The sequence below is a fragment of the Nostoc sp. genome (genome assembly GCF_036917375.1).
Taxonomy (GTDB): domain Bacteria; phylum Cyanobacteriota; class Cyanobacteriia; order Cyanobacteriales; family Nostocaceae; genus Nostoc.
The window spans coordinates 243,660-263,416 of record NZ_JBALDN010000015.1 but is presented as its reverse complement, the minus strand read 5'-3'; the positions used below and the strand labels follow the sequence as shown (position 1 = coordinate 263,416).

Genomic DNA, 19,757 nt, shown 5'->3' with positions numbered 1-19,757 from the left:
TTATTGATTAGGATAGATATAGCGCATTTCAAAACGACTTTGTTCCCAAAGTGGGATTAAAGCTTGTTTAGCAGCACTTAACTGAGCTTGTGAAAAAGATATTTTACCATTTTCTATAATCCAAATAAATATCCGGGTGATTAAATCTGCCTTGAAACTATTCTCGTATTCACTATTATTGATTCTTACTACTTGTTTATCTAAGCAATCTATGGCATATTTAAAAGTCAAGTTTTTCCAGTCTGTAGAATTGCTATAATTTTCTTCTGACGGATTTTTACACTCAACTCGCCGCAAATTTCCGAAAATGTAGTCTATGCCTATTATGGAAGAATCTGTGTTACGCACTAAATTTGTATAGGCTTGGTAATATGGTTTCAATAGCGAAGCTGCAATATTTTCTACATAGATATGCAGCCAATATTGTATGTCACGAAGATAAGGTACTAAATCTCCAATATTCTCAATTTCTTTAATCAGCGCACGTTCACTTCTGTTATTTGTTATTTTTGCTAGCAATTCAGCTTCAGATAATTGAGACTTTTCTGAATAGTAATTAATAACCTTGGGAATATATTTATCTAATAACCACTGTTTGGTATATCTAGCTGTCCAAGTTCCTCTGACTCCAATATCTTGCTGCCACAAGCCAAATTGAGCTACTTTAATAGATTGTAAATTAATATCATTTAGTTCGTAGATTATATTAACTTGATTGCTAGGTAATAAAGATAAATCTTTGTCAAACTTAGGGAAGATAAATGTATGGTCACGAATTCCTCGACTCACTCGAATTGATATATTTTCTCTATGAAATAGATGCCATTCTGACTTATCTTTCTTATAATCAAATTCTTTAGCAAACTGCTGCATCAACTCCCATAATTCTTGTTTTACAGACAATAGTATAAAACCGCGAACTTCTGAGAAGTTTACAAATTTAAAATCCCATGTTTCTAGAGCATTCTCAAATTCAATTATTAAATTTTGATATTTCTGACAAATTTCATCAATACACAAACACAAGTCTGTTGCTTCTAATTTTGATAGAATGACTGTTATTTGACCAAAATTTACTGTAAAATTATCTTTATCTAGTTCTTTCAAAAAACGACGACAACCCCAATCTGGCTGGGTATGCAATCCAGTCATTAATTGACCTAAAATATCTTGATGATTTAAGTGAATTTTTAAACCTTTAAAAAGAATACTACTGAATTCTATTTGACAATTACCTTCTCCAAAAGCTTGGGGTAAATTACAGGCGATCGCTACTTTTGGTCTAACAACAACTAAGCGGTCATCTTCTCGAGTTATAGAAGGCTCAAAATCACATTGTTCTAAAAAACCTTGAAAATCTGGATGGCGTGTGATTAAGTTCTCTATTAAGTTATATTTAGTATATGTCAAAATACTGGCTGTGTTTTTATCGATATTTTTAACTACATCAAAATTGAGTTTGTTATAAAACTTTGAGGCAAAATCGTTATTCTTTAAGGTATCTATATTTAGATCGAATACTAATTCTTCTGGATTGTAATGGATACGCTGAAAAACCTTGATTTCATATCCATTAGTGACAATAAAAAATAGTGTATTAAAATGATTACTATAAAATCTAGCTTGCTCAATAGCCTCATTTAACTTAGTTTTCTGTGGTTTTATCGCTTCTACAAAAATCAGTGATGTATCTGTATTTTGTTTTTTTACATCATCTGCTGCAAAATAAATCTGAGCAATTTTTGGATTTTTGGTGTGTGTTTCTGATTGATATGTTTTCAAAGAGTATTCACGATGACATATCTCTGGATAGCAGAGATAATGAAACATTGGCAAAATAAACTTTTCTTTTACATCATATTCATTTTGTAAAACACGATGGTCAAAACCTTGTATCCATGTAATGAATTTTTTAATTGACTCTGGAATAGTCATCAAATAATCTACCTGCTTGTATAAATTTGCTATGCCTTATTTTGTTCGTGTAATTAGCAATTTATCAAGTCAGTTTGGATTATGTCGTGATTGTAGATACTAGAATGGAAGCATTCGGCTGAAACTTAACCTTGACAAAACCTACATGAATAAAAGTTACTGCCGTTAGAATTAAACATCTAGTGAAAATCAGGTAGGCAAAATTAATAAATTGTGTATAACAAGGATTTTGGCTAATGCATAATAAATTGCTGGAGATGTCTATTAGATAAGAAGGAGTTAGGAGCCAGAATATAGAATTTTCCTGACTCTCTGAACTTCTGATGCCTAATATATCTATTTACTCTCTTTGGGTAGCGATCGCTAATTTAGCTCCCGGAACCTGACGTACCCGATCCATCACCGCCACTACCCGACCATAATCAACTTTTTCATCAGCATTAATAATCACTAACACTTCTGGGTTAGAACCAACTAAAGTCCGCACTTGTGCTGTTAAATCATCAACTGCAATTGGTTTACGGTTCAGGCTTACCTGTTCTTTTTCATCTACCGTAATGGTAATTTTAGTGGGAACTTGCTGTTGTTTAGCTGTGGCGGCCTTTGGTAAATTGACTGGCAAACCTTCTGAACGTGTTAAAAACAGAGTTGACATAATGAAAAATGTCAAAATTGCAAAAATCACGTCAATCATCGGCACGATGTTGATCTGTAATGGAAGTTCTGGTTCATCTGGTAGACGCATACGTTTTTTCTCCTCGTTCATAGCGACGGCGGTAAAGTAATTCTAGCTGTCCCCCATACTCTTGAATTAGTGCAATTTGCCGTTGGTACAATCCCCGGAAGGTATTGGCAAACATGAGTATGAATATAGCAACGATCAATCCTGATGCAGTTGATACCAGGGCTTCACTAATTCCAGCCGTAACACTTGTCGTTTTACTACCTCCCACATCACCAAGATTTAGGGAAGCAAAGGAGGCTATCAATCCTAATACTGTGCCGAGAAGTCCTAACAGTGGTGCCAGACTAATAATTGTCTCGAAAAGGTTTTGGAAACGTTTGAGTACAGGTATCTCAGCTTGCGATTCACTTTCTAAGGCCAAACGGAATTCCTCTGGATTTGGCTCTTCTAATTCTAAAGCCGCCAGAAAAATCCGAGCCAGTGGCAAATCTGCGTTTTTCTGAAGTTTATCCATTGCACCGACAATATTATCAAGACGGTAGAGATTCAAAACATCACGCACCACCCGGTTTTGACGCTTATTAATCCGTACCCAAAACCCGATCCGCTCGACGATCAGTGCCACACCCAATACCGAAAACGCCAACAGGGGCCACATGACCACACCGCCTGCTGCAAACAAATTTTGAATTCCCATGTAGTGCCTCTATAACGTCATCCACAATACAAAATCAGACTACCAGAATCTAGAGAAAGCTGAAACTTATTCTCAACAGAATATAAAATATAATGAGAATTTTTTCAAATGGAACGTTCATGATTTTTATTTACTCGTTCGTTTGTTTTACATAAATTAATTTAATTTAATTGCAATAAAAGTTAATTTTGTCCAAAAACCATGATATTGGTGGTTTAAAAAGCTGTTTATGCTAGTCCAGGGTTCCGTAAAGCTATCCCAAATAATTTAAATTCTTTACTTGATATTTGTAACCTTGCATTCTAAGATAGCTAAATTAGTGAGAATAGGTAGCAATAGCTATGAGCTTTTCCGGCATTACTGTCGAGCAACGTTCCAAAGAAGTTGAGGCTCTCAAGTCTTTTCTGACTTACAGTCTAATAGGTTCACTGGCGCTGCATATCGGCGTACTGTCTTCTGGCATAAGTAATTATTTGACGAGAGTGCCCACAGGAGAAGAAGAACCAATAGAATTAGCGATCGTGGATTCTCCGACTGCGGAACCAGAAAAACCAATTGCAGAGATTCCAGAAGAAATAAAAAAAGAACCAGAAATTGTCCAAAAACAGCCTATAGAAACTCCACCAGTAGAAAAATTTGAACAGATTACAGCAGTCCCTCAGAAGCCACAGCCGATAAATACGCCGCCAAAAGCAATTCCTATCAAGCCAGAAGTTGCTGTGAAATCTGCACCTATTCCACGATCGGTACCAGAAGTACCTGTGAAATCTGCATCCATTCCCCAATCAGCTCCGTCTGAAGATTCCAAAGCAAGTTCAGCAGGTGGCGGTGGCGGCGGCGGCGGATCTGGTGTTGGTTTAGGCTCAGGTAGTGGTATTGCTGTAGGTACAAGCAGCGGTACTGGCCTTGGCGGAGGTACTGGTACTGGCACTGGCGGTGGCATTGGCAGTGGGACTGGCACTGGCACTGGTAGTGGCATCGGCAGCGGGACTGGCACTGGCACTGGTAGTGGCATCGGTAGCGGCATTGGCAGTGGCATTGGTAGTGGCACTGGCAGTGGCATCGGTAGCGGCACTGGTAGTGGTATAGGCAATGGAGTAGGAAACCGTCCGACAGTAGCAACAGCACCAACAGCGCCAACACCTCCAAAAATTAACAGTTCAGGTAGTGGTAATGGTCGTGCAGCCTGCCGCGAATGTAATGCCAAGTATCCAGAGGCAGCAAGACGCCGGGGAGTTGAAGGCAGAGTAGAAGTAGCTGTAGATACTGATGCAGAAGGCAATGTTACCAATGTGCGGATTGCTCGCTCTAGTGGAAACCGCGATTTGGATGAAGAAACCAAGAGACAAGCGCGTGACTGGAAATTAAAACCCGCACAAGGTGGTAGACAAGGGGTATCTATAGCCACTGAATTTGCTATACAAGGTTCACGGCGATATCGCCAAGTTCAAGAACGGAAAACACAAAGACAAGCACAAGAGAGAGAGAGAACCCAACAGACAACGGCTGCTAACTCCACACAGGAAACTCCAAGACGTAGGCGCAGAGAGTTGATACCTGCATCAAGACCAGCAATATCTGGATTTAGTCGGCGACTGGAACCTCAAAGAGCAGAAAGTCCTGCGAGAAACTCATCATCTGAAGCTAGAACAACTCGTACTCAAGGAACTGCAAGAGAGTCCCTACGCCGCATCCGGCGCGAGCAAACGGCTACCGATTCATCACAAAAGCCACAAGTAACCACAAATCGGCGGCGGCGAAGAGATAACACTAGCCAGAATAAATTGCGGGACTCTTTACGCCGTTTACGCCAACAACCTCAATCACAACCTGCTGCTCCCAGTCCGCAGTAGTCTGTCAAGTTGAAATTCATGGGTTAATAATAAGCGCTTGAGCGCTTAACAAAAGACTAAAGTTTTGACTACAAACTTATTGACCCCGTGAAGTTGACTTGACATACTACTAGTAGAGGGATCAAACTTATTGGAATCATACTTTGATTAACAACGATCGCCGCCTCCTCTGTTTTTAGGGGGCGGTTGTTCTTTAGACAGGAATGGCTTATTAGACTTTTTGCAGAAGTCGGGAAAAGGGGAATGGGGAATGGGGAATGGGGAATGAATTTAAAACCTAACTTTTACCCTTACCCCTTTACCCTTACCCTTACCCCTTTCCCCTTTACCCTTTCCCCTTTCCCTTTCCCCGACAAATGCCAAGAAGTCTATTAAGCATTACCCATCTAGCATGAGGAAAAGGGGTTAGAAGTGCGGTAATTTTATGATGGGCAATTAGAGACACTGGCGATCGCTTGATTTGCCAATCAATAGTAGTGGAAGTAAATAATCCTGCACTTTCCCTATCTATTTTTCCGATCGGGGCAATGTAAATCGCTGCGCCTGAAGAATGATAGTAGTGTTTGCTCATCACCAATTATATGCTGAGAGATATAGTCAACAGCTAACTCTCAAATTGCTCATCTGCACTTTATGTCTAGATGTCAAATTCACTGATTTGAATAAAACTTCTACATAAACACACACTGATGCGGTTTGATTTGCTTGAATAGCTATATTGATAGGACATTGATAACGTCGGCAATTCACAATTCCTGATTATGGCAAGTAAATTCATTGATGTTAGAGAATATACTGTCAGGGCGCACAAAAGACAGATTCATACTCGTGTTTTCCAGTTTGTCTGTAAAGAGTGTAACGATCTGACAAAACGCGAGACTTTCGGCCCTCGACCTTTATATTGTGAGAGATGTCGCCCTCCCCAACCGCCTAAGAAATCCCAGCCAGCATCTCACAAGGCAAAACCCAGAGCAATGTCTTATAAAAGTGACATCGATTTAAATTGATTAAAGCCCTATGACTCAAAATGGACAATTAGAACCGCCTCCGGGCACCTTTCTCTCACCACTGTTGGAATTACGAGACTATTATGCTCGCCTGACAGAAGAGTATGAACGCCTCTTTGTGCAGGCGCGATCGCAGCTCGATCATGTAGAAGCGTTGTTGTCTAACTGGTCTTTTTCTGATACCAACAAGCAGATATCAAGATTAACAGCGACTGATGAAACCTCAAATCTTTCTGGGGAAAGTTCTCTGCGATTTTTATCACCCCTTGATGATATCGGCGAAATCAACTTGGTGGAGTCTTTAGAGTCAGAACGAAAAGACTCAGAGCAAGTTGAGATAAATAATTCTTTTTCTGCTGCTGTTGATACAAAAGAGAGTCAACCTCAAACGACATCAACAGATCCAAAGATCGCCCTAGAGAACAACGATAGTTCAACGAAGGTAGTGGAAATTCCGATGCTACCTCAGTATCAGCACGCTATCTCGCGAATGGAAGCCATAAAACAGCTATTGCAAGAACAGATAGGTACTGTTTGTCATATCGATTTTATCGTGCGATCGCTTTATGGAGAGTTAGATTCCAATCTATTCAAAGTAGTTAAAGGTAGAGTGCAATCTTCCCTCACCCAAGGCAGAGAAAGGAATTACTGGGTAACTATTCCCGATGAGCCAGGTTGTTATACTCTGGATTTAAGTTTGGTAGCCCCAAATAATCGCAATGGTGCTTCTAGGAGTATCAAAAACAAAAATAAGAAGCCTTTCGTTCCTCCGACAAAAACAGTACCGATGCTCAAAGCCTTTGAGGGTCAATTTTTAATTGATGCCCTCACCTCTCTGTTAAAACAAAATCCAGGTAAAGTTTTCAGCGTGGCTGAAGTCATCGCCGGAATTTATGGAGAACTAGATTCTCAGCAAATTAGAGAGATCAAAAATAAGGTGCTGAATGAACTATCTAGAGGCTATCGCACAGGTAGATTCGCTAGGGTTCCTAATCAAATTGGCTTCTATACTTGGGATTCAAATCTGATATTGAAGGGGAGTTCTCGTTAGATTGGGCATTGGGCATTGGGCATGGAGAAGAGACAAGGTAGACAAGGAAGAGGGGGGAGACAAGGAAGAGACTTATTCAATAATTCCCTCTTATCCCCCTTATCTCCTCTGCTCCCCTGCCCCTCTGCCCCTCTGCCTCTTCCCCTGCTATCCCAAAAACAGCTTGTACGCCGGATTCTTATTCTCATCCCAATAGCGATAGCCTAGATGGTCGAGAAAAGCTTGCCAATCTTCCATTTCGTGGGGGGGAACCTGGATACCGACAACGATTCGCCCGTAATCTGCGCCATTGTTGCGGTAGTGAAAAAGACTAATATTCCAGTCGGGACTCATGGAAGTCACAAACTTCATTAATGCGCCGGGACGTTCGGGAAACTCAAAACGGTAGAGCAATTCATTATGAGCTAGGGGAGAGTGTCCACCCACCATGTGCCGCAGATGTAGTTTAGTTAGTTCGTCGTCCGTTAAATCAAGGGTTTCAAATCCATGAGCTTCAAAGGTTTCTACCATCTTGACAGCATCGGCACGATTTTGAATTTGTACGCCAACAAAAATATGGGCTGTTTTTTCATCGGCAATACGATAATTAAACTCGGTCAGATTACGGTTGCCAATACATTCACAAAACTGGCGAATACTTCCCCGTTCCTCTGGAATTGTGACTGCAAAGATTGCTTCGCGGCGTTCGCCTAACTCTGCTCGTTCTGCGACAAAACGGAGGCGATCGAAATTCATGTTTGCACCACAGGCGACAGCAATTAAGGTTTGTCCCTCGATTTGTTCTCTTTCGGCGTAGGCTTTGGCAGCTGCGATCGCTAATGCACCAGCTGGTTCTAAAATGGATCGCGTATCCTCAAAAACGTCTTTAATCGCAGCGCAAGTATCATCTGTACCCACCAAAATAATTTCATCTACATACTGCTGACATAAACGGAAGGTTTCTTCACCGACTTCCCGCACCGCTACGCCATCAGCAAATAACCCCACTTGAGACAAGCGCACCCGATGTCCGACTTTGAGTGATTGAGACATCGCATCAGCATCTACTGGTTCAACACCAATAATTTTGATTTCGGGACGCAATCGTTTCACATAAGCCCCTATTCCAGAAATTAATCCGCCGCCTCCAATTGCCACAAAAATCGCATGGATGGGTTGCTGATATTGCCGTAAAATTTCCATCCCAATTGTTCCCTGTCCAGCAATGACATGAGGATCGTCAAAGGGATGAATAAAAGTCAATCCTTTTTCTATTTCTAATTCACGCGCATAGCTATAAGCATCATCATAAGTGTTTCCATATAACACTACTGCTCCGCCCCTCATTCTTACCGCATCCACCTTGACTTGGGGTGTGGTTACTGGCATGACGATAATCGCTTTGGTTCCCAAACGATTGGCTGCCAGGGCGACTCCCTGAGCATGGTTTCCCGCAGACGCGGCAATTACACCTTGTGCCAATATATCTGGCGGTAGTTGCACCATCTTATTATAAGCACCCCGCAGTTTAAAGGAAAATACTGACTGCATATCCTCACGTTTCAACAGGAGTTGATTATTCAGCCGCGCAGACAAATTTGGGGCACACTCCAGTGGTGTTTCCTGGGCAACATCATACACACGGGCAGTCAGGATTTGGATGAGGTAGTCGCAAAACATGGGCGTCAAGCTGTTAGCAAATGCTGGATGGAAACTAATTTTACGTTACAAGCGATCGCACTGGTTTTATTGGTTTGTTCTCTCTCGAAATTTTGATTGAACAAAATCTAAAAATTACCAATTAATATTCTTTGAAGATAAATTAAGTTCAGTTATGAAAATTTTTTGATTGCTGCATATTTAATGCGATCGTTGATAGGTCGATTTGAAAGTAGTTTTGCCAACTATCTGAGTACTTAGATCGACAGATTAAGTATAGTGTTACTTACGAACATAACTTCTCTATTTATGTTAAAGTATGCGTGGAAGATGAAATTCGGCTGTACAGTTTGTTTTTATATATACTTGTATTACAGACCTCTCCGGATCTAAATCTCTACACCCTCTGATTCTGGAGACATTGTATGTCAATTTACGTCGGCAATCTATCTTATGAGGTTAAAGAAGATGACCTCCGGCAAGTTTTTGCAGAATATGGAACTGTAAAAAATGTTCAATTGCCTGTCGACCGAGAAACAGGTCGGATGAGAGGTTTTGGGTTTGTGGAATTGGAATCAGACGCACAAGAACAAGCGGCGATTGATGCCCTTGATAACGCTGAATGGATGGGTCGAAGCTTAAAAGTTAATAAAGCCAAGCCCAAAACAGACGGCGGTTCCTCTGGTGGTAGACGAGGAGGCTATGGTGGTGGTGGCGGTGGTGGCGGCCGCTATTAAGGTCTAAAACCAAAAATTTAACTCTCAAGTCTTAAGGGCAGACAAGGAGTCTGCCTTTTTTGTGCTTCGATTAAACGAAGAAAGCCAGAGAGCAGGTGGTCACTGAGCGTAGTCGAAGTGATGCAGGAGGTTTTAGGAAATAATTTTTATGAAGCCATGCGTTAGGGTAGCTTACCGCAGGTATCGTTTTTGTAATAGGTGTAGCAACCATGAACCCAGAAGCTAAACATATTGTTAACGAACTAAGGCATAAGTTCTACACTAACTTTGCTGCTGCGATGAATATGCCGGTACTTATAACTGGTACATCTTATAGTAGTAATTCACCGATCGCATCTTGGATGGATCGTAGGCAGAGACTCAACTATATAAATGTATACGCTTATACAGCACCCGATGAATTTGTCCCATTCCGCCCATTCATTCTGCGATTGGCTATTAACAAAAGTGCTGGTAGAGTGACAGTGACCAGAAAAGGACAAGTCTGCCGAGGTCTGAATTTGTTGTGGGATTTCGAGTTAACTGTATTACCAAAAGAAATCTTAGACTTTCTTCCCTGGATAGTTAACTTAGTTGAGGCCCAGGATAAAGGTTCGCCATTGTTGCTAGAATCACCACCCCATTCATTTGAATTAAATGTGCCAGAGGTGGGGTTATTTAATAACGCCTGGACTGAAAAAGCTTGGCTTTTAGCAAATCCAACCATGTTCCCTAATAGCAGCCTGTCAAGTTGAAATTAATGAATCAAGACTACAGAGTGGTTATAACTATCACAAATTTTCACGAATGATTTCGGACTGCTATATATGCCTGATAATTAATAAGGCAATCTACAAACAGTAAAGAATGCAGACTCTCCAAAAACTCTCCCTCCCAAGCATGGGCTGCGGCACTTGGGCTTGGGGCAACCAACTGCTTTGGGGATATGACGAAAGTATGGATGAGCAGTTGCAAGCCGTCTTTAACCTTTGTGTCAGCAACGGTGTAACTTTATTTGATACAGGTGATTCTTACGGAACGGGGAGATTGAATGGTCGGAGTGAGTCACTTCTGGGACGATTCAACCGAGAATATGTAGGTTCAGGCAAAGAAAATATTTGTATTGCAACTAAGCTTGCTGCTTACCCGTGGAGATGGACGCGTCAATCAATGGTAAAGGCTTGCCAGTCATCTGCCCAACGCTTGGGAAGAAATGTCGATTTGGTACAGATGCATTGGTCAACAGCAAACTATGCTCCTTGGCAAGAGGAAGGACTTTTAGATGGTCTTGCCGATTTGTATGAACAAAGACTAGTCAAGGGCGTGGGATTATCCAATTATGGGCCGAAACGGCTGATGCGAGTGCAGAAAAAATTTGCCGAACGAGGCGTTCCGATTACAACTCTGCAAGTTCAATACTCTCTGTTGTCTACATATCCTGTCACTCAACTCAACCTCAAAGACCTTTGTGATGAGTTGGGAATTAAATTGATTGCCTACAGCCCTCTAGCTTTAGGATTACTGACAGGAAAATACTCTGAGCAAGGCCCTTTGCCTAAAGGCGTTCGAGGTTTGTTATTTAAGCAAATATTATCAGGAATGCATAGAGGCGGAGTAGCTTCTGCTGGTAAATCGCTTTTGGAATGTTTGCGAGAGGTGGCACAGTTCAGAAACAAAACTATGTCACAGGTAGCAATTAATTGGTGCATCTGTAAAGGAACTATTCCCATCCCTGGAGCAAAGAGCGTCGAACAAGCGAAGGAGAATCTTGGGGCGTTGGGTTGGCAATTAGACGCTGGTGAGATTGCAGAGTTGGATAAGGCGGCGGCGAATGCAGACAAAAAAATGGTACAAAATATCTTTCAAACGAAGTGAAATTTTAACGTCGCTGAATTTGAATATAGCGCTTCTCGTTTGTGTGAGGTATACCCGTAAGGGCACGGCAGTGCCGTGCCCCTACATCCCGCGATATAATGTTGTACGGCATCTGAATGGGAACCGCTATAGTATTCAATGTAATGATAGCCTCAGCAATATCAACTATAAATATGATGTTTGTAACGAAAATCGTAGCGTTATAACGAAAATAATGATGTTTGTAATAAAAATCGTAGCGGTGGTAACTAAACTCGTTATTTTAGTAACGAAAATCGTAGCGTTATAACGAAAATAATGATGTTTGTAACAAAAATCGTAGTGGTGATAACTAAACTAGTTATTTTTAGTAACTTAAAGCGCGATGTTAGTAGCGATGTTTAGTAACAGCAATTGGTTTCAATTCAAAAAGCCTAGATATCACACGCAATATATTGAGAAAGTAATGCTGAACTCTGCAAAATCCATAACGCTGGGTAAAATATGGTTTTTTTAACTTAGCTGCGGAATTTAGCACAAAAGCGCTGTGTTAATAAGTAAATAAGATACACATAGTCAAGGCAGGATGATGATACTTGAAGCTGCGGCGATCGCTGTTGGCACTATAATAGCCACTAAAGCCTTAGAAAAAACAACCGAAAAGGTAACAGAGTCTTTAGTGGATAAGACTGGCAAGTTTCTCGTCACCCTCAAAAAATAGTCTCCCCATACTGTAGCAGCGATCGAGAAAGCACCAGAGCAACCACTTGATTATGGCAAAGCTGTACTAGAGGTTGAATCGGCTGCTAAAGCTAATCCTGAAGTGGCTCAAGCAGCTAAAGCAGAACCAAATCCTAAATTAGCTGAAATTTTGGCTATGCCTAACCTAGAGAAATTAGCAGACAAAATTGGTCAGGTTGTCATGCCAGGTGGAACAGGAAATTATTCAAAATCAATCCTTTTAATCTAAAATTAATCTCAAAATTAAACATGATTCTCAATTAGCCCCTTAACCCGCCCAGAAATAAATTTCACAGGCTTTTAGCTAAAGTCCACTCAAGTGGACTAAAACTTTTTTTCTTAGTCTTCTAAAGAAGACTTTAGCTATTAGCCTTAGAATTCATTCTGAGGCGGGTGTTGCAACCACTGCAATATCTAAGTTTAACGGCATTTAGATATATTATGTATGCCTGAAGACTCTGGAAAGTTTGCCGAAAAAATTAGTGTCTATGTTGCCCCTGGTGGTCAAGCTTTCATTAGCGATCGCTTGTATGATTACTTTGGTAAAGCGATCGCTTAAAAAAATCCCGTAAATCATGCATCCTTTTCAGTGTCTATCTCAGATACATTTAAACCTGTTAACCTAGCTACCTGTTCTACTGTCATCCCAGACTCAAGTAAGTTGCGTGCAGTTTGTAATAACTGCGATTCTGCCTTGTCTGCCCTTTGGCGTTCTTGTTCTGCCCTTTGACGTTCCTTTTCTTCAGGAGTTGGCAGCAATTCTCCTGCCAAATTTGCCCAGCGTAACCAAGTAGCATCAATACCTTTATAACTTCCCTGCCACAACTGCAATCCTAACCCTAAAGATTGACTCACTAACTGATTTTGAGCATTGAATACAATAGGTTGATAAGCTCCCTTTTCAATAGAAAAACCAGCCAAATCATTAGGGTTAAAAGGGTCATACCAGAAATATTCTGGCACACGCATTTGATTTTGATAAATCAGCTTTTTCTCATTTTTATCTGCTTGGGCTGTGCTGTCAGAAAGCAATTCAATAACTAAATCTGGTGTTTTCCCCTCTTCCCAAACCACCCAACTGCGACGTTCTCCTTTCGGGACTCCCAACACAGCAAAAAAGTCTGGCCCTTTAAAGTCTTTGTTTCGCACCTGGGCCAGACTGTAGTAAACAAACATATTACCGCCGATAAACCCATCCTCTCGTTCTTCCAACCAAGGTATCAAAGCATCTATCAGCAAATCCATTTGGGCTTTGTGTCGTGCGCTTTCCATCGGGATACCGTCATCGTATGGCAATTCTGCTTGGGTAGGTGGAAGTTGAATATCTGGTGCAGCTAGGGTAGTTTCTGACATAGCTTTTCACCTTGTGGTTAGGCGTGACGGGTATTTTTATGTTAAGCGATCGCAGAAATTTCAGTTAATTTGCTTTCGACAGTTTTGCAATTTGTCCAGTAAAGTATGCTTCTTCATGTTTGAGTTGTTGCGCCAGTTTTAACCCTTGTTGAAAAGCTGTTAATGCTTGAGGAAATTCTTTGCGTTCTAGATACAATTGCCCAATTTGGTCATAAGCTTGCATCATTCCGTAAAAGTTGGCGGCTTGTCCCTGTATCTGCACCAGAATTTCGCTAGCCTCTAAAGCCTCCTGTGTTTGTCCTTGCGAACGATACAGCGCAATTAACTTCTGCAAAGCATCACCAGCCCGAACGTACTCCTTTAATTGCCAAGCAGTGGTATAAGCTTCTTGATAATTATTAAAAGCTTCTAGCAGTAAGTTAGGATCTTTCTTGGCTAGAGATTCGTAATCTGAAGCGATCGCTAGCTTTAATTCTGGTATTTCCGTAAGCTGATTTTCATTGACATAAATTTCTGCTAGTTTGTTAAGTACATTCAATGACTGCTGCGGTTGGCTTGTCTGCTCGTAAATATAAGCCAGTTGTTGCAGATATGTTACCTCGTTTACACGATCGCCAACAGATGTAGCTAAACTCAACAATTCCTCATAGATTGGCGCAGCTTTGCGATAATCAAACCAACTTAAATGCAGTTCTCCAATTGTTTTGAGGGTTTCTAATACCGCTGTTTGGTCTTGTTGTTGTCGCACTACTAGCAAAACTTGGTTGTAAGCTTCTATAGCCAGTTTAGACGCTCGTACATTTTTGTAAGCTTCACCTAGCGATCGCCACAATTCTAGATCGATTGGGACGTTTTTTTTCTGAGATTGCGCCTGCTTTTGAATCGCTTGCAATCGTTCCGTAATATATTGTACTTCTTGTCCGTCGTTTAGCTTCCAAGCGATCGCCCCAACTCGTGATAATGCTTGCACCTCTGCTAATGAACCTAAAAAGCGCCGCAAACGCAGTTCTCGGTTCCAAATTTCAAACGCCGCAACCTGTTCACCTGCTTGCAGTTTCGCCGCCGCTTCTTGATTTAACGCATCTAACGCTGGTTCTAACTTTTGCCGTTCTTGGGGAGTTAACGGCTGTTTATCCTTGGGCGATCGCGGTGACAGTGGATCGGGTGTGGTAATCTCTAGAGGGCTAGGAGGAAATTGATCGGGTGGTTTCGGCGCTTTACTCTTTGCCAGTGTTAAGGAATTGCTAAAGAGTATAGTGGCAGTAGCGATCGCAATTAAGTGCCTGAGCATGGGTACTTTACTTGGCCTTGAGTGATTTGCATGAGATAATTAGCAATTATCTCCATGCCTATTATTGACTAACTATTCTCCAGCTTTTCTCCAGCTTTACAAGAAAAGCCTACCTGAGAGCAATGTGGCTTCAGCACACAGAGAAAAGATAGTGTGCGGATTTGGCAAAAATAAATGCTTAACGAGTTCTAGTTATTAAGTACAAGATGTCAGCAGTTTAACTTGTACTGATGAAGCAGCCTGATTTTCTCCAATCAGAGCATCTATCCTAGATATAATTTAAAAATTGCGATCGCAGGCAGGATTTTTGAGTCAGGGGAGTGTCAAAATAATCCTAGATCATATTTAAGTAACTAGTCGATCGTTTTGTAATGACTCATTCTACTGATATCGCCACCTTAGCCCGCTGGATGGCAGCTGACTTTAGCAATCAAGAACAAGCTTTTGAAAATCCGCCTTTTTATGCCCATATCCGCGTGTGTATCCGTCCCCTTCCCTTAGAGTTGTTCTCAGGGGTAAGTTTGTTTCTCGAACAAGCTTATGATTTTTTGCTCAATCAACCCTACCGAATGCGGGTAATGAAGTTAATCCCGGCAGAAAACCACATTGCGATTGAACACTACACCGTTAAAGAAGAAGAGAAATTTTACGGTGCATCTCGTGAACCCGAACGCCTCAAAGAGTTGTCTCTTGACCAATTGGAAAAAATGTCAGGCTGCAACATGATTGTAGAGTGGACAGGTAAGAGCTTCAAAGGCAGAGTTGAACCTGGTAAAGGCTGCATAGTGGTTCGTGACGGCAAAAATACTTATCTGGATAACGAATTTGAGATTGACGCTACAGAATTTTTCAGCCTCGACCGGGGAAGGGATTTAGACACCGATGAACGTCTCTGGGGTTCTATCGCCGGTCCATTTCACTTTGTGCGTTGGAGTAATTTTGCCGATGAAGTAAAGGTGTAACAAGTGAGGAGTGAGGAGTTACAACCTAAAACTCTCTTTAATCAGCTAAGAGTAGTCTGTGGTTTGGTCAACTTGTAATCGCCACTTTTTAGCGATCGCCCAAAGACTACCAAAAACATCCAGTTAACCTACTATCTTTACCTCAAAATCCTATGCTATCATGGTTTAACTAGCGCCCTATGGCTACTAAATGGCTACTAAGACACCTTAGCAACATTAAAGTAGTTCAGGGAATCTTGCTGTGGCGGCATAGCCAAGTGGTAAGGCAGAGGTCTGCAAAACCTCCACCCCCGGTTCAAATCCGGGTGCCGCCTTCAAATAAATATAAGCATTACAGGGCTTTGAAGCCCTTTTTTAATGGTAGTTATAGGGCTTGTTTCCAGAGCCTTCCAATATTTTTGGGGTAATTTTGGGTAGTTTGGGTAAAGAACTGGGGTAAAAATGTAAGGTAGAGGTTTTTACCCCAATAAGTATTTCTGGGGTAAAACTGGGGTAAAGTGGTTTTTTACTGGATGCAGACCATCAGAAGCGATCGCTCTACAATGGAAGCATATCAGTGATAAATACATTACCTTTGAGCAAGCAATTACAATCAGTACTAAAGGGTGTCACTGATCAGCAAAAGGAAAATGCTATCTCTACTTTGGATTTCTAAATTACTTTGCCTTTTGTGTCACCTACGCTATATCTACGCTTAGTTACAATGTTTTGAGTAGTCTAAAGCGTAATTTATACTACTTGATTCTAGACATTCGTACTTAGAAATTTATATTCCATAAAAACTAATATAGGACTCCTATTTGATTTTTGAAAAAACTCCGTACATCTGGAGAGTAGCGAAATCAAAGGTAGTGTGTCGGATATACCACTCAAACATCCACTGTAAATGTGGGCAATTGGGAGCTTTAGCGTTCGCAATGTATTTTCCATTGTTCAGATGACAACCCAAGATTTACCTCGGACAAAAAACCTCGAATTTCTTTAGAACGGTGGTAACTAGCGCCATCCCAAAAAATTAGTAATTGCTGATCGGGAGAGTCAGCTAGCAGATATTGTAGGTAATCAATAGTATTTTTTGAATTTCCCGCTTCAATGATTGTTGAAATTAGCGTTCCAAGGTCTATGCTAGTCATGGGGTAAGTCTAATTTGGAAAACTACTAACTTTCATCTTCTTACTTCTCCCGCCTTTTTTCCTAATTCATATTAGGCGCGAGTCATGTAATTTTATACAATCCCGAAAATGCGAGCGAAAATACGAGATACAGAGATTTTCTTTGATGTGGAAGGTTCTGCATTAGTAGTGGATGGCGCGAGCATCTGCTCTAAACCTGTCGCCTTTCTAATTCATGGCGGACCTGGTGCGGATCATACTTCCTTCAAACCAACTTTTTCGGCTTTAAGCCAAAAACTTCAACTAGTCTATTTTGACCATCGTGGTCAAGGAAGGTCTGCCCGCGGGCCTAAAGAAACCTATACTCTAGACAATAATGTTGAAGATATGGAAGCGTTGCGTCAACACCTTGGTCTGGAGAAAATCGTTGTGATTGGCGGTTCTTACGGTGGTATGGTGGCTCTGACTTATGCAGTCCGCTATCCTCAAAATGTCTCTCATCTAATTGTGATTGCCACGGCAGCCCATAGTGGCTTTTTAGAACGGGCTAAAGAAATCCTCGCATCAAAGGGAACTGAAGAACAAAAAGCAAGCGCTCAACGGCTTTGGGATGGAAACTTTGAAAATGAAGAACAGCTAAGACAGTATTTTCAAGTGTTGGGATCGATGTATTCGCTAAAATATAATCCCACCACATCAGGCATTGCTTGGCAGCGGAATATTCTCTCAGTTGATGCGATTAATGTTGCTTTTGGCGGTTTCCTTCGCAACTACAATATTCTTGACCAGTTACACAAAATTACCGCACCTACTTTAGTTATTGCAGGTCGGCATGACTGGATTTGCGCCCCAGAATTTTCTGAAGAAATTGCTCAGGCAATTCCTAATGCAGATTTGAGAATTTTTGAGAATAGCAGTCATTTGATCCGCGCAGATGAGCCAGAAGCACTTTTGGATGCGATCGCGGGTTTCTTGGTTTACAAACGTTAGATTAAATAGTCAAGCGTACCCGTAGCCCGTCGTAGACATCGCTTGGAGTCGCTGATTTTTCTTTGGTTGTTAATGTTGGTTGCGATTAAGAATAATTTAGATGTGTTTGCCCTGGCAAATCGGGTATATCAACTCTTGAAATGAAAAACACAATACCTGATGATTGTACAGACTATCCCTGCGGTTTTAATAAAGAAACCAGAGATCGGCTGCCATCTATAAACTTGAAAACGACTTTCAGCACATCAATGACAATAATTTTAGGCATGACTGCAACTCTTTTGAGTGTTAGACACAGATCAAAAGCCAAAGTTAGTATAGTACATATGTATGATGCCTAAATCCTAATTATTTTCTTAAATACTAGATTTATGGATTCTTCCCAAATTGAAACAGGTGCGCCTCTTTCTATAGAAATTGCTCAAGAAATTACTCAGATTGCCTCACCATCAACACTCTCTCCTACCTCAACACTCAGCCCTGCTATTTCTAAAGATGGTATTCGCAGGAGTTTGACGGCTTCTACTGTCGATGGTGTTTTCGCAGCAATTTTCTCTATTGCCACTGGCGGAATTTTGCTAGGTAATTTCTTGGTGGAGTTGAATGCTAGTCCGGTGGTATTTGGCATGGTAAGTTCTATTCCCATGTTGGTGAATCTTTTTCAGCCGATGGGTGCTTACTTATCTGAACGCAGCACTAGCCGCTTTCAGTATTCTCTTCGCACTCATGGGATTGGTCGGCTACTGTGGCTAATTTTAGTAATTGGCATTGTTAGCTTTGGTGCGGGAGGGCTTAATTCCAATCAATTAGTTGTATTGTCGCTTTTGATTCTTGTATGCAGCCATTTTTTAGGAGGACTAGGAATTGCATCGTGGTTCAGTTGGATAGCAATGTTAGTGCCACGACGATTGCGAGGTAGATATTTCGGGCTACGCAATAGTGTTGCTAACTTAACCGAGTTAATTGGCTTGCCAATAGGCGGGCTAATTGTATCACATTGGTACGGAGGAACTATCCAAGGTTATGGGGTGATTTTGCTCTTAGGCATTATCTTTGGAATTGTGAGCTTGGGGTGTCAATATTTCCAGGTAGATATAAATCCCCAGTTACAAAATACTTATTATGTTAATTCATCTCAAGCAAGTGAGATTCAGTCAGACTCGGCATCAAATGAATCTGGTGAGATATCTGAAGCAATCTCTCTGCCACAAATGCCAACTACCCAAAACCAAATAGATAGCAGCATTTGGAAAAACTCTAATTTTTTGGTGTTTCTGCTTTATTTCGGCTCATGGACGTTTGCTGTTAATCTGAGTGCCCCGTTTTTTAACCTCTACTTACTAGATACGCTGAACTTGGATGTAAGTTGGGTAACTTTCTACAATAGCCTGCGAGCAGGGGCACACATGCTGATGCTGATTGTGTGGGGTAGATTAGCAGATAAAATAGGCAATCGTCCGATTCTAATTTTTAATGGAATTCTAATTGCCGTCATACCCTGGCTGTGGCTGAAGATGGGTTCTAGTCCTCTCGACCTCTGGCTGTGGTTGCCACTGTTACACATTTTCATTGGGGCTAATTGGGGAGGAGTTGACTTGTGTAACAACAATCTTCAGATAGAGATTGCACCAGTAAAAAATCAGTCTATCTATTTTGCAACAGCAGCAGCTGTCGCTGGAGCAAGTGGTGCTTTAGGAGCAACTATCGGTGGCTTCATCGCTCAATTTTCTGGGTCTTTTGGCATAGCAGAAGTATTTATTGTATCTGGTGTATTACGATTAGCTTCACTTGTGCCACTCATTGTTAAAAAAGATTTGGGTAGTTAGGATGAAATTTCTTGGCTACGGTTATGAACAAAGAATGTTGTACTCA

18 protein-coding genes, 1 tRNA gene and 1 pseudogene are annotated in these 19,757 nt (G+C 41.2%); 12 read left to right on the top strand and 8 right to left on the bottom strand.

Going from position 1 to position 19,757, the window contains the following annotated elements; translation table 11 throughout:
• The 3 genes from V7K45_RS04150 to V7K45_RS04140 form a co-directional block, all read right to left on the bottom strand.
• Positions 1-1,935 (bottom strand): hypothetical protein, encoded by a 1,935-nt coding sequence (locus tag V7K45_RS04150; RefSeq protein WP_335000654.1) that lies wholly within the window; start codon positions 1,933-1,935, stop codon positions 1-3.
• A 340-nt stretch (positions 1,936-2,275) separates the two neighbouring features.
• A complete protein-coding gene (locus V7K45_RS04145) occupies positions 2,276-2,680 on the bottom strand; it encodes an ExbD/TolR family protein (RefSeq protein WP_094352241.1) in 405 nt (134 codons plus the stop codon).
• Positions 2,664-3,317, bottom strand: a complete 654-nt coding sequence (locus V7K45_RS04140; protein WP_335000652.1) for a MotA/TolQ/ExbB proton channel family protein — start codon at positions 3,315-3,317, stop codon at positions 2,664-2,666. Before V7K45_RS04140 ends, V7K45_RS04145 begins: the two co-directional genes overlap by 17 nt.
• Before the next feature lie 341 nt (positions 3,318-3,658).
• Between V7K45_RS04140 and V7K45_RS04135 the strand changes: the two genes are divergently transcribed.
• Positions 3,659-5,170, top strand: a complete 1,512-nt coding sequence (locus V7K45_RS04135; protein ID WP_335000650.1) for a TonB family protein — start codon at positions 3,659-3,661, stop codon at positions 5,168-5,170.
• 325 nt (positions 5,171-5,495) lie between these two features.
• On the opposite strand, the gene V7K45_RS04130 is transcribed toward V7K45_RS04135, so the two are convergent.
• On the bottom strand, positions 5,496-5,741 hold the full coding sequence (locus V7K45_RS04130; protein WP_335000648.1) for a hypothetical protein: 246 nt from the start codon (positions 5,739-5,741) through the stop codon (positions 5,496-5,498).
• A gap of 190 nt (positions 5,742-5,931) precedes the next feature.
• On the opposite strand from V7K45_RS04130, the gene V7K45_RS04125 reads away from it, so the two are divergent.
• Together V7K45_RS04125 and V7K45_RS04120 are read left to right on the top strand one after the other, a co-directional pair.
• Complete coding sequence (locus V7K45_RS04125) at positions 5,932-6,177, top strand: hypothetical protein (protein ID WP_099099597.1); 246 nt, start codon at positions 5,932-5,934, stop codon at positions 6,175-6,177.
• Positions 6,178-6,187: 10 nt separating this feature from the next.
• Positions 6,188-7,228: a hypothetical protein gene (locus V7K45_RS04120; RefSeq protein WP_335000646.1), complete on the top strand. Its 1,041-nt coding sequence runs from the start codon at positions 6,188-6,190 to the stop codon at positions 7,226-7,228.
• 147 nt (positions 7,229-7,375) lie between these two features.
• Here the strand turns inward: V7K45_RS04120 and ilvA are convergent, their stop codons facing one another.
• A complete protein-coding gene (gene ilvA / locus V7K45_RS04115) occupies positions 7,376-8,887 on the bottom strand; it encodes a threonine ammonia-lyase, biosynthetic (protein ID WP_335000644.1) in 1,512 nt (503 codons plus the stop codon).
• A 404-nt stretch (positions 8,888-9,291) separates the two neighbouring features.
• Here ilvA and V7K45_RS04110 point away from each other — a divergent pair, with 404 nt between their 5' ends.
• The 5 genes from V7K45_RS04110 (at position 9,292) to V7K45_RS32895 (ending at position 12,406) form a co-directional block, all read left to right on the top strand.
• The gene (locus tag V7K45_RS04110; protein WP_289798627.1) at positions 9,292-9,603 is read left to right on the top strand and encodes an RNA recognition motif domain-containing protein; all 312 of its coding nucleotides are present in this window, start codon (positions 9,292-9,294) and stop codon (positions 9,601-9,603) included.
• A gap of 209 nt (positions 9,604-9,812) precedes the next feature.
• Positions 9,813-10,337 carry a hypothetical protein gene (locus tag V7K45_RS04105; RefSeq protein WP_335000642.1) on the top strand — a complete coding sequence of 175 codons (525 nt, stop codon included), beginning with the start codon at positions 9,813-9,815 and terminating at the stop codon, positions 10,335-10,337.
• Positions 10,338-10,449: 112 nt separating this feature from the next.
• Complete coding sequence (locus V7K45_RS04100; protein WP_335000640.1) at positions 10,450-11,457, top strand: aldo/keto reductase; 1,008 nt, start codon at positions 10,450-10,452, stop codon at positions 11,455-11,457.
• A 565-nt stretch (positions 11,458-12,022) separates the two neighbouring features.
• Positions 12,023-12,157, top strand: a complete 135-nt coding sequence (locus tag V7K45_RS32900; protein WP_442941954.1) for a hypothetical protein — start codon at positions 12,023-12,025, stop codon at positions 12,155-12,157.
• Between the two features lie 102 nt (positions 12,158-12,259).
• Entirely contained in the window at positions 12,260-12,406 is a 147-nt protein-coding gene (locus V7K45_RS32895; RefSeq protein ID WP_442941953.1) for a hypothetical protein, read from the top strand.
• A 344-nt stretch (positions 12,407-12,750) separates the two neighbouring features.
• Here the strand turns inward: V7K45_RS32895 and V7K45_RS04090 are convergent, their stop codons facing one another.
• Positions 12,751-13,530: a Uma2 family endonuclease gene (locus tag V7K45_RS04090; protein ID WP_335000638.1), complete on the bottom strand. Its 780-nt coding sequence runs from the start codon at positions 13,528-13,530 to the stop codon at positions 12,751-12,753.
• Between the two features lie 64 nt (positions 13,531-13,594).
• Positions 13,595-14,821 carry a tetratricopeptide repeat protein gene (locus V7K45_RS04085; protein WP_335000636.1) on the bottom strand — a complete coding sequence of 409 codons (1,227 nt, stop codon included), beginning with the start codon at positions 14,819-14,821 and terminating at the stop codon, positions 13,595-13,597.
• A gap of 371 nt (positions 14,822-15,192) precedes the next feature.
• Between V7K45_RS04085 and V7K45_RS04080 the strand changes: the two genes are divergently transcribed.
• Together V7K45_RS04080 and V7K45_RS04075 are read left to right on the top strand one after the other, a co-directional pair.
• Positions 15,193-15,783, top strand: a complete 591-nt coding sequence (locus V7K45_RS04080) for a chromophore lyase CpcT/CpeT (protein WP_335000634.1) — start codon at positions 15,193-15,195, stop codon at positions 15,781-15,783.
• Between the two features lie 243 nt (positions 15,784-16,026).
• Positions 16,027-16,097, top strand: a tRNA-Cys gene (locus V7K45_RS04075).
• 482 nt (positions 16,098-16,579) lie between these two features.
• On the opposite strand, the pseudogene V7K45_RS04070 reads toward V7K45_RS04075, so the two are convergent.
• Positions 16,580-16,901: pseudogene (locus V7K45_RS04070) on the bottom strand (IS630 family transposase); the annotation flags it as partial.
• Positions 16,902-17,024: 123 nt separating this feature from the next.
• On the opposite strand from V7K45_RS04070, the gene V7K45_RS04065 reads away from it, so the two are divergent.
• Both V7K45_RS04065 and V7K45_RS04060 read left to right on the top strand, forming a co-directional pair.
• Positions 17,025-17,885: an alpha/beta fold hydrolase gene (locus tag V7K45_RS04065; protein ID WP_335000632.1), complete on the top strand. Its 861-nt coding sequence runs from the start codon at positions 17,025-17,027 to the stop codon at positions 17,883-17,885.
• A 371-nt stretch (positions 17,886-18,256) separates the two neighbouring features.
• Positions 18,257-19,711 (top strand): MFS transporter, encoded by a 1,455-nt coding sequence (locus V7K45_RS04060; RefSeq protein WP_335000630.1) that lies wholly within the window; start codon positions 18,257-18,259, stop codon positions 19,709-19,711.
• Positions 19,712-19,757: the final 46 nt, after the last annotated feature.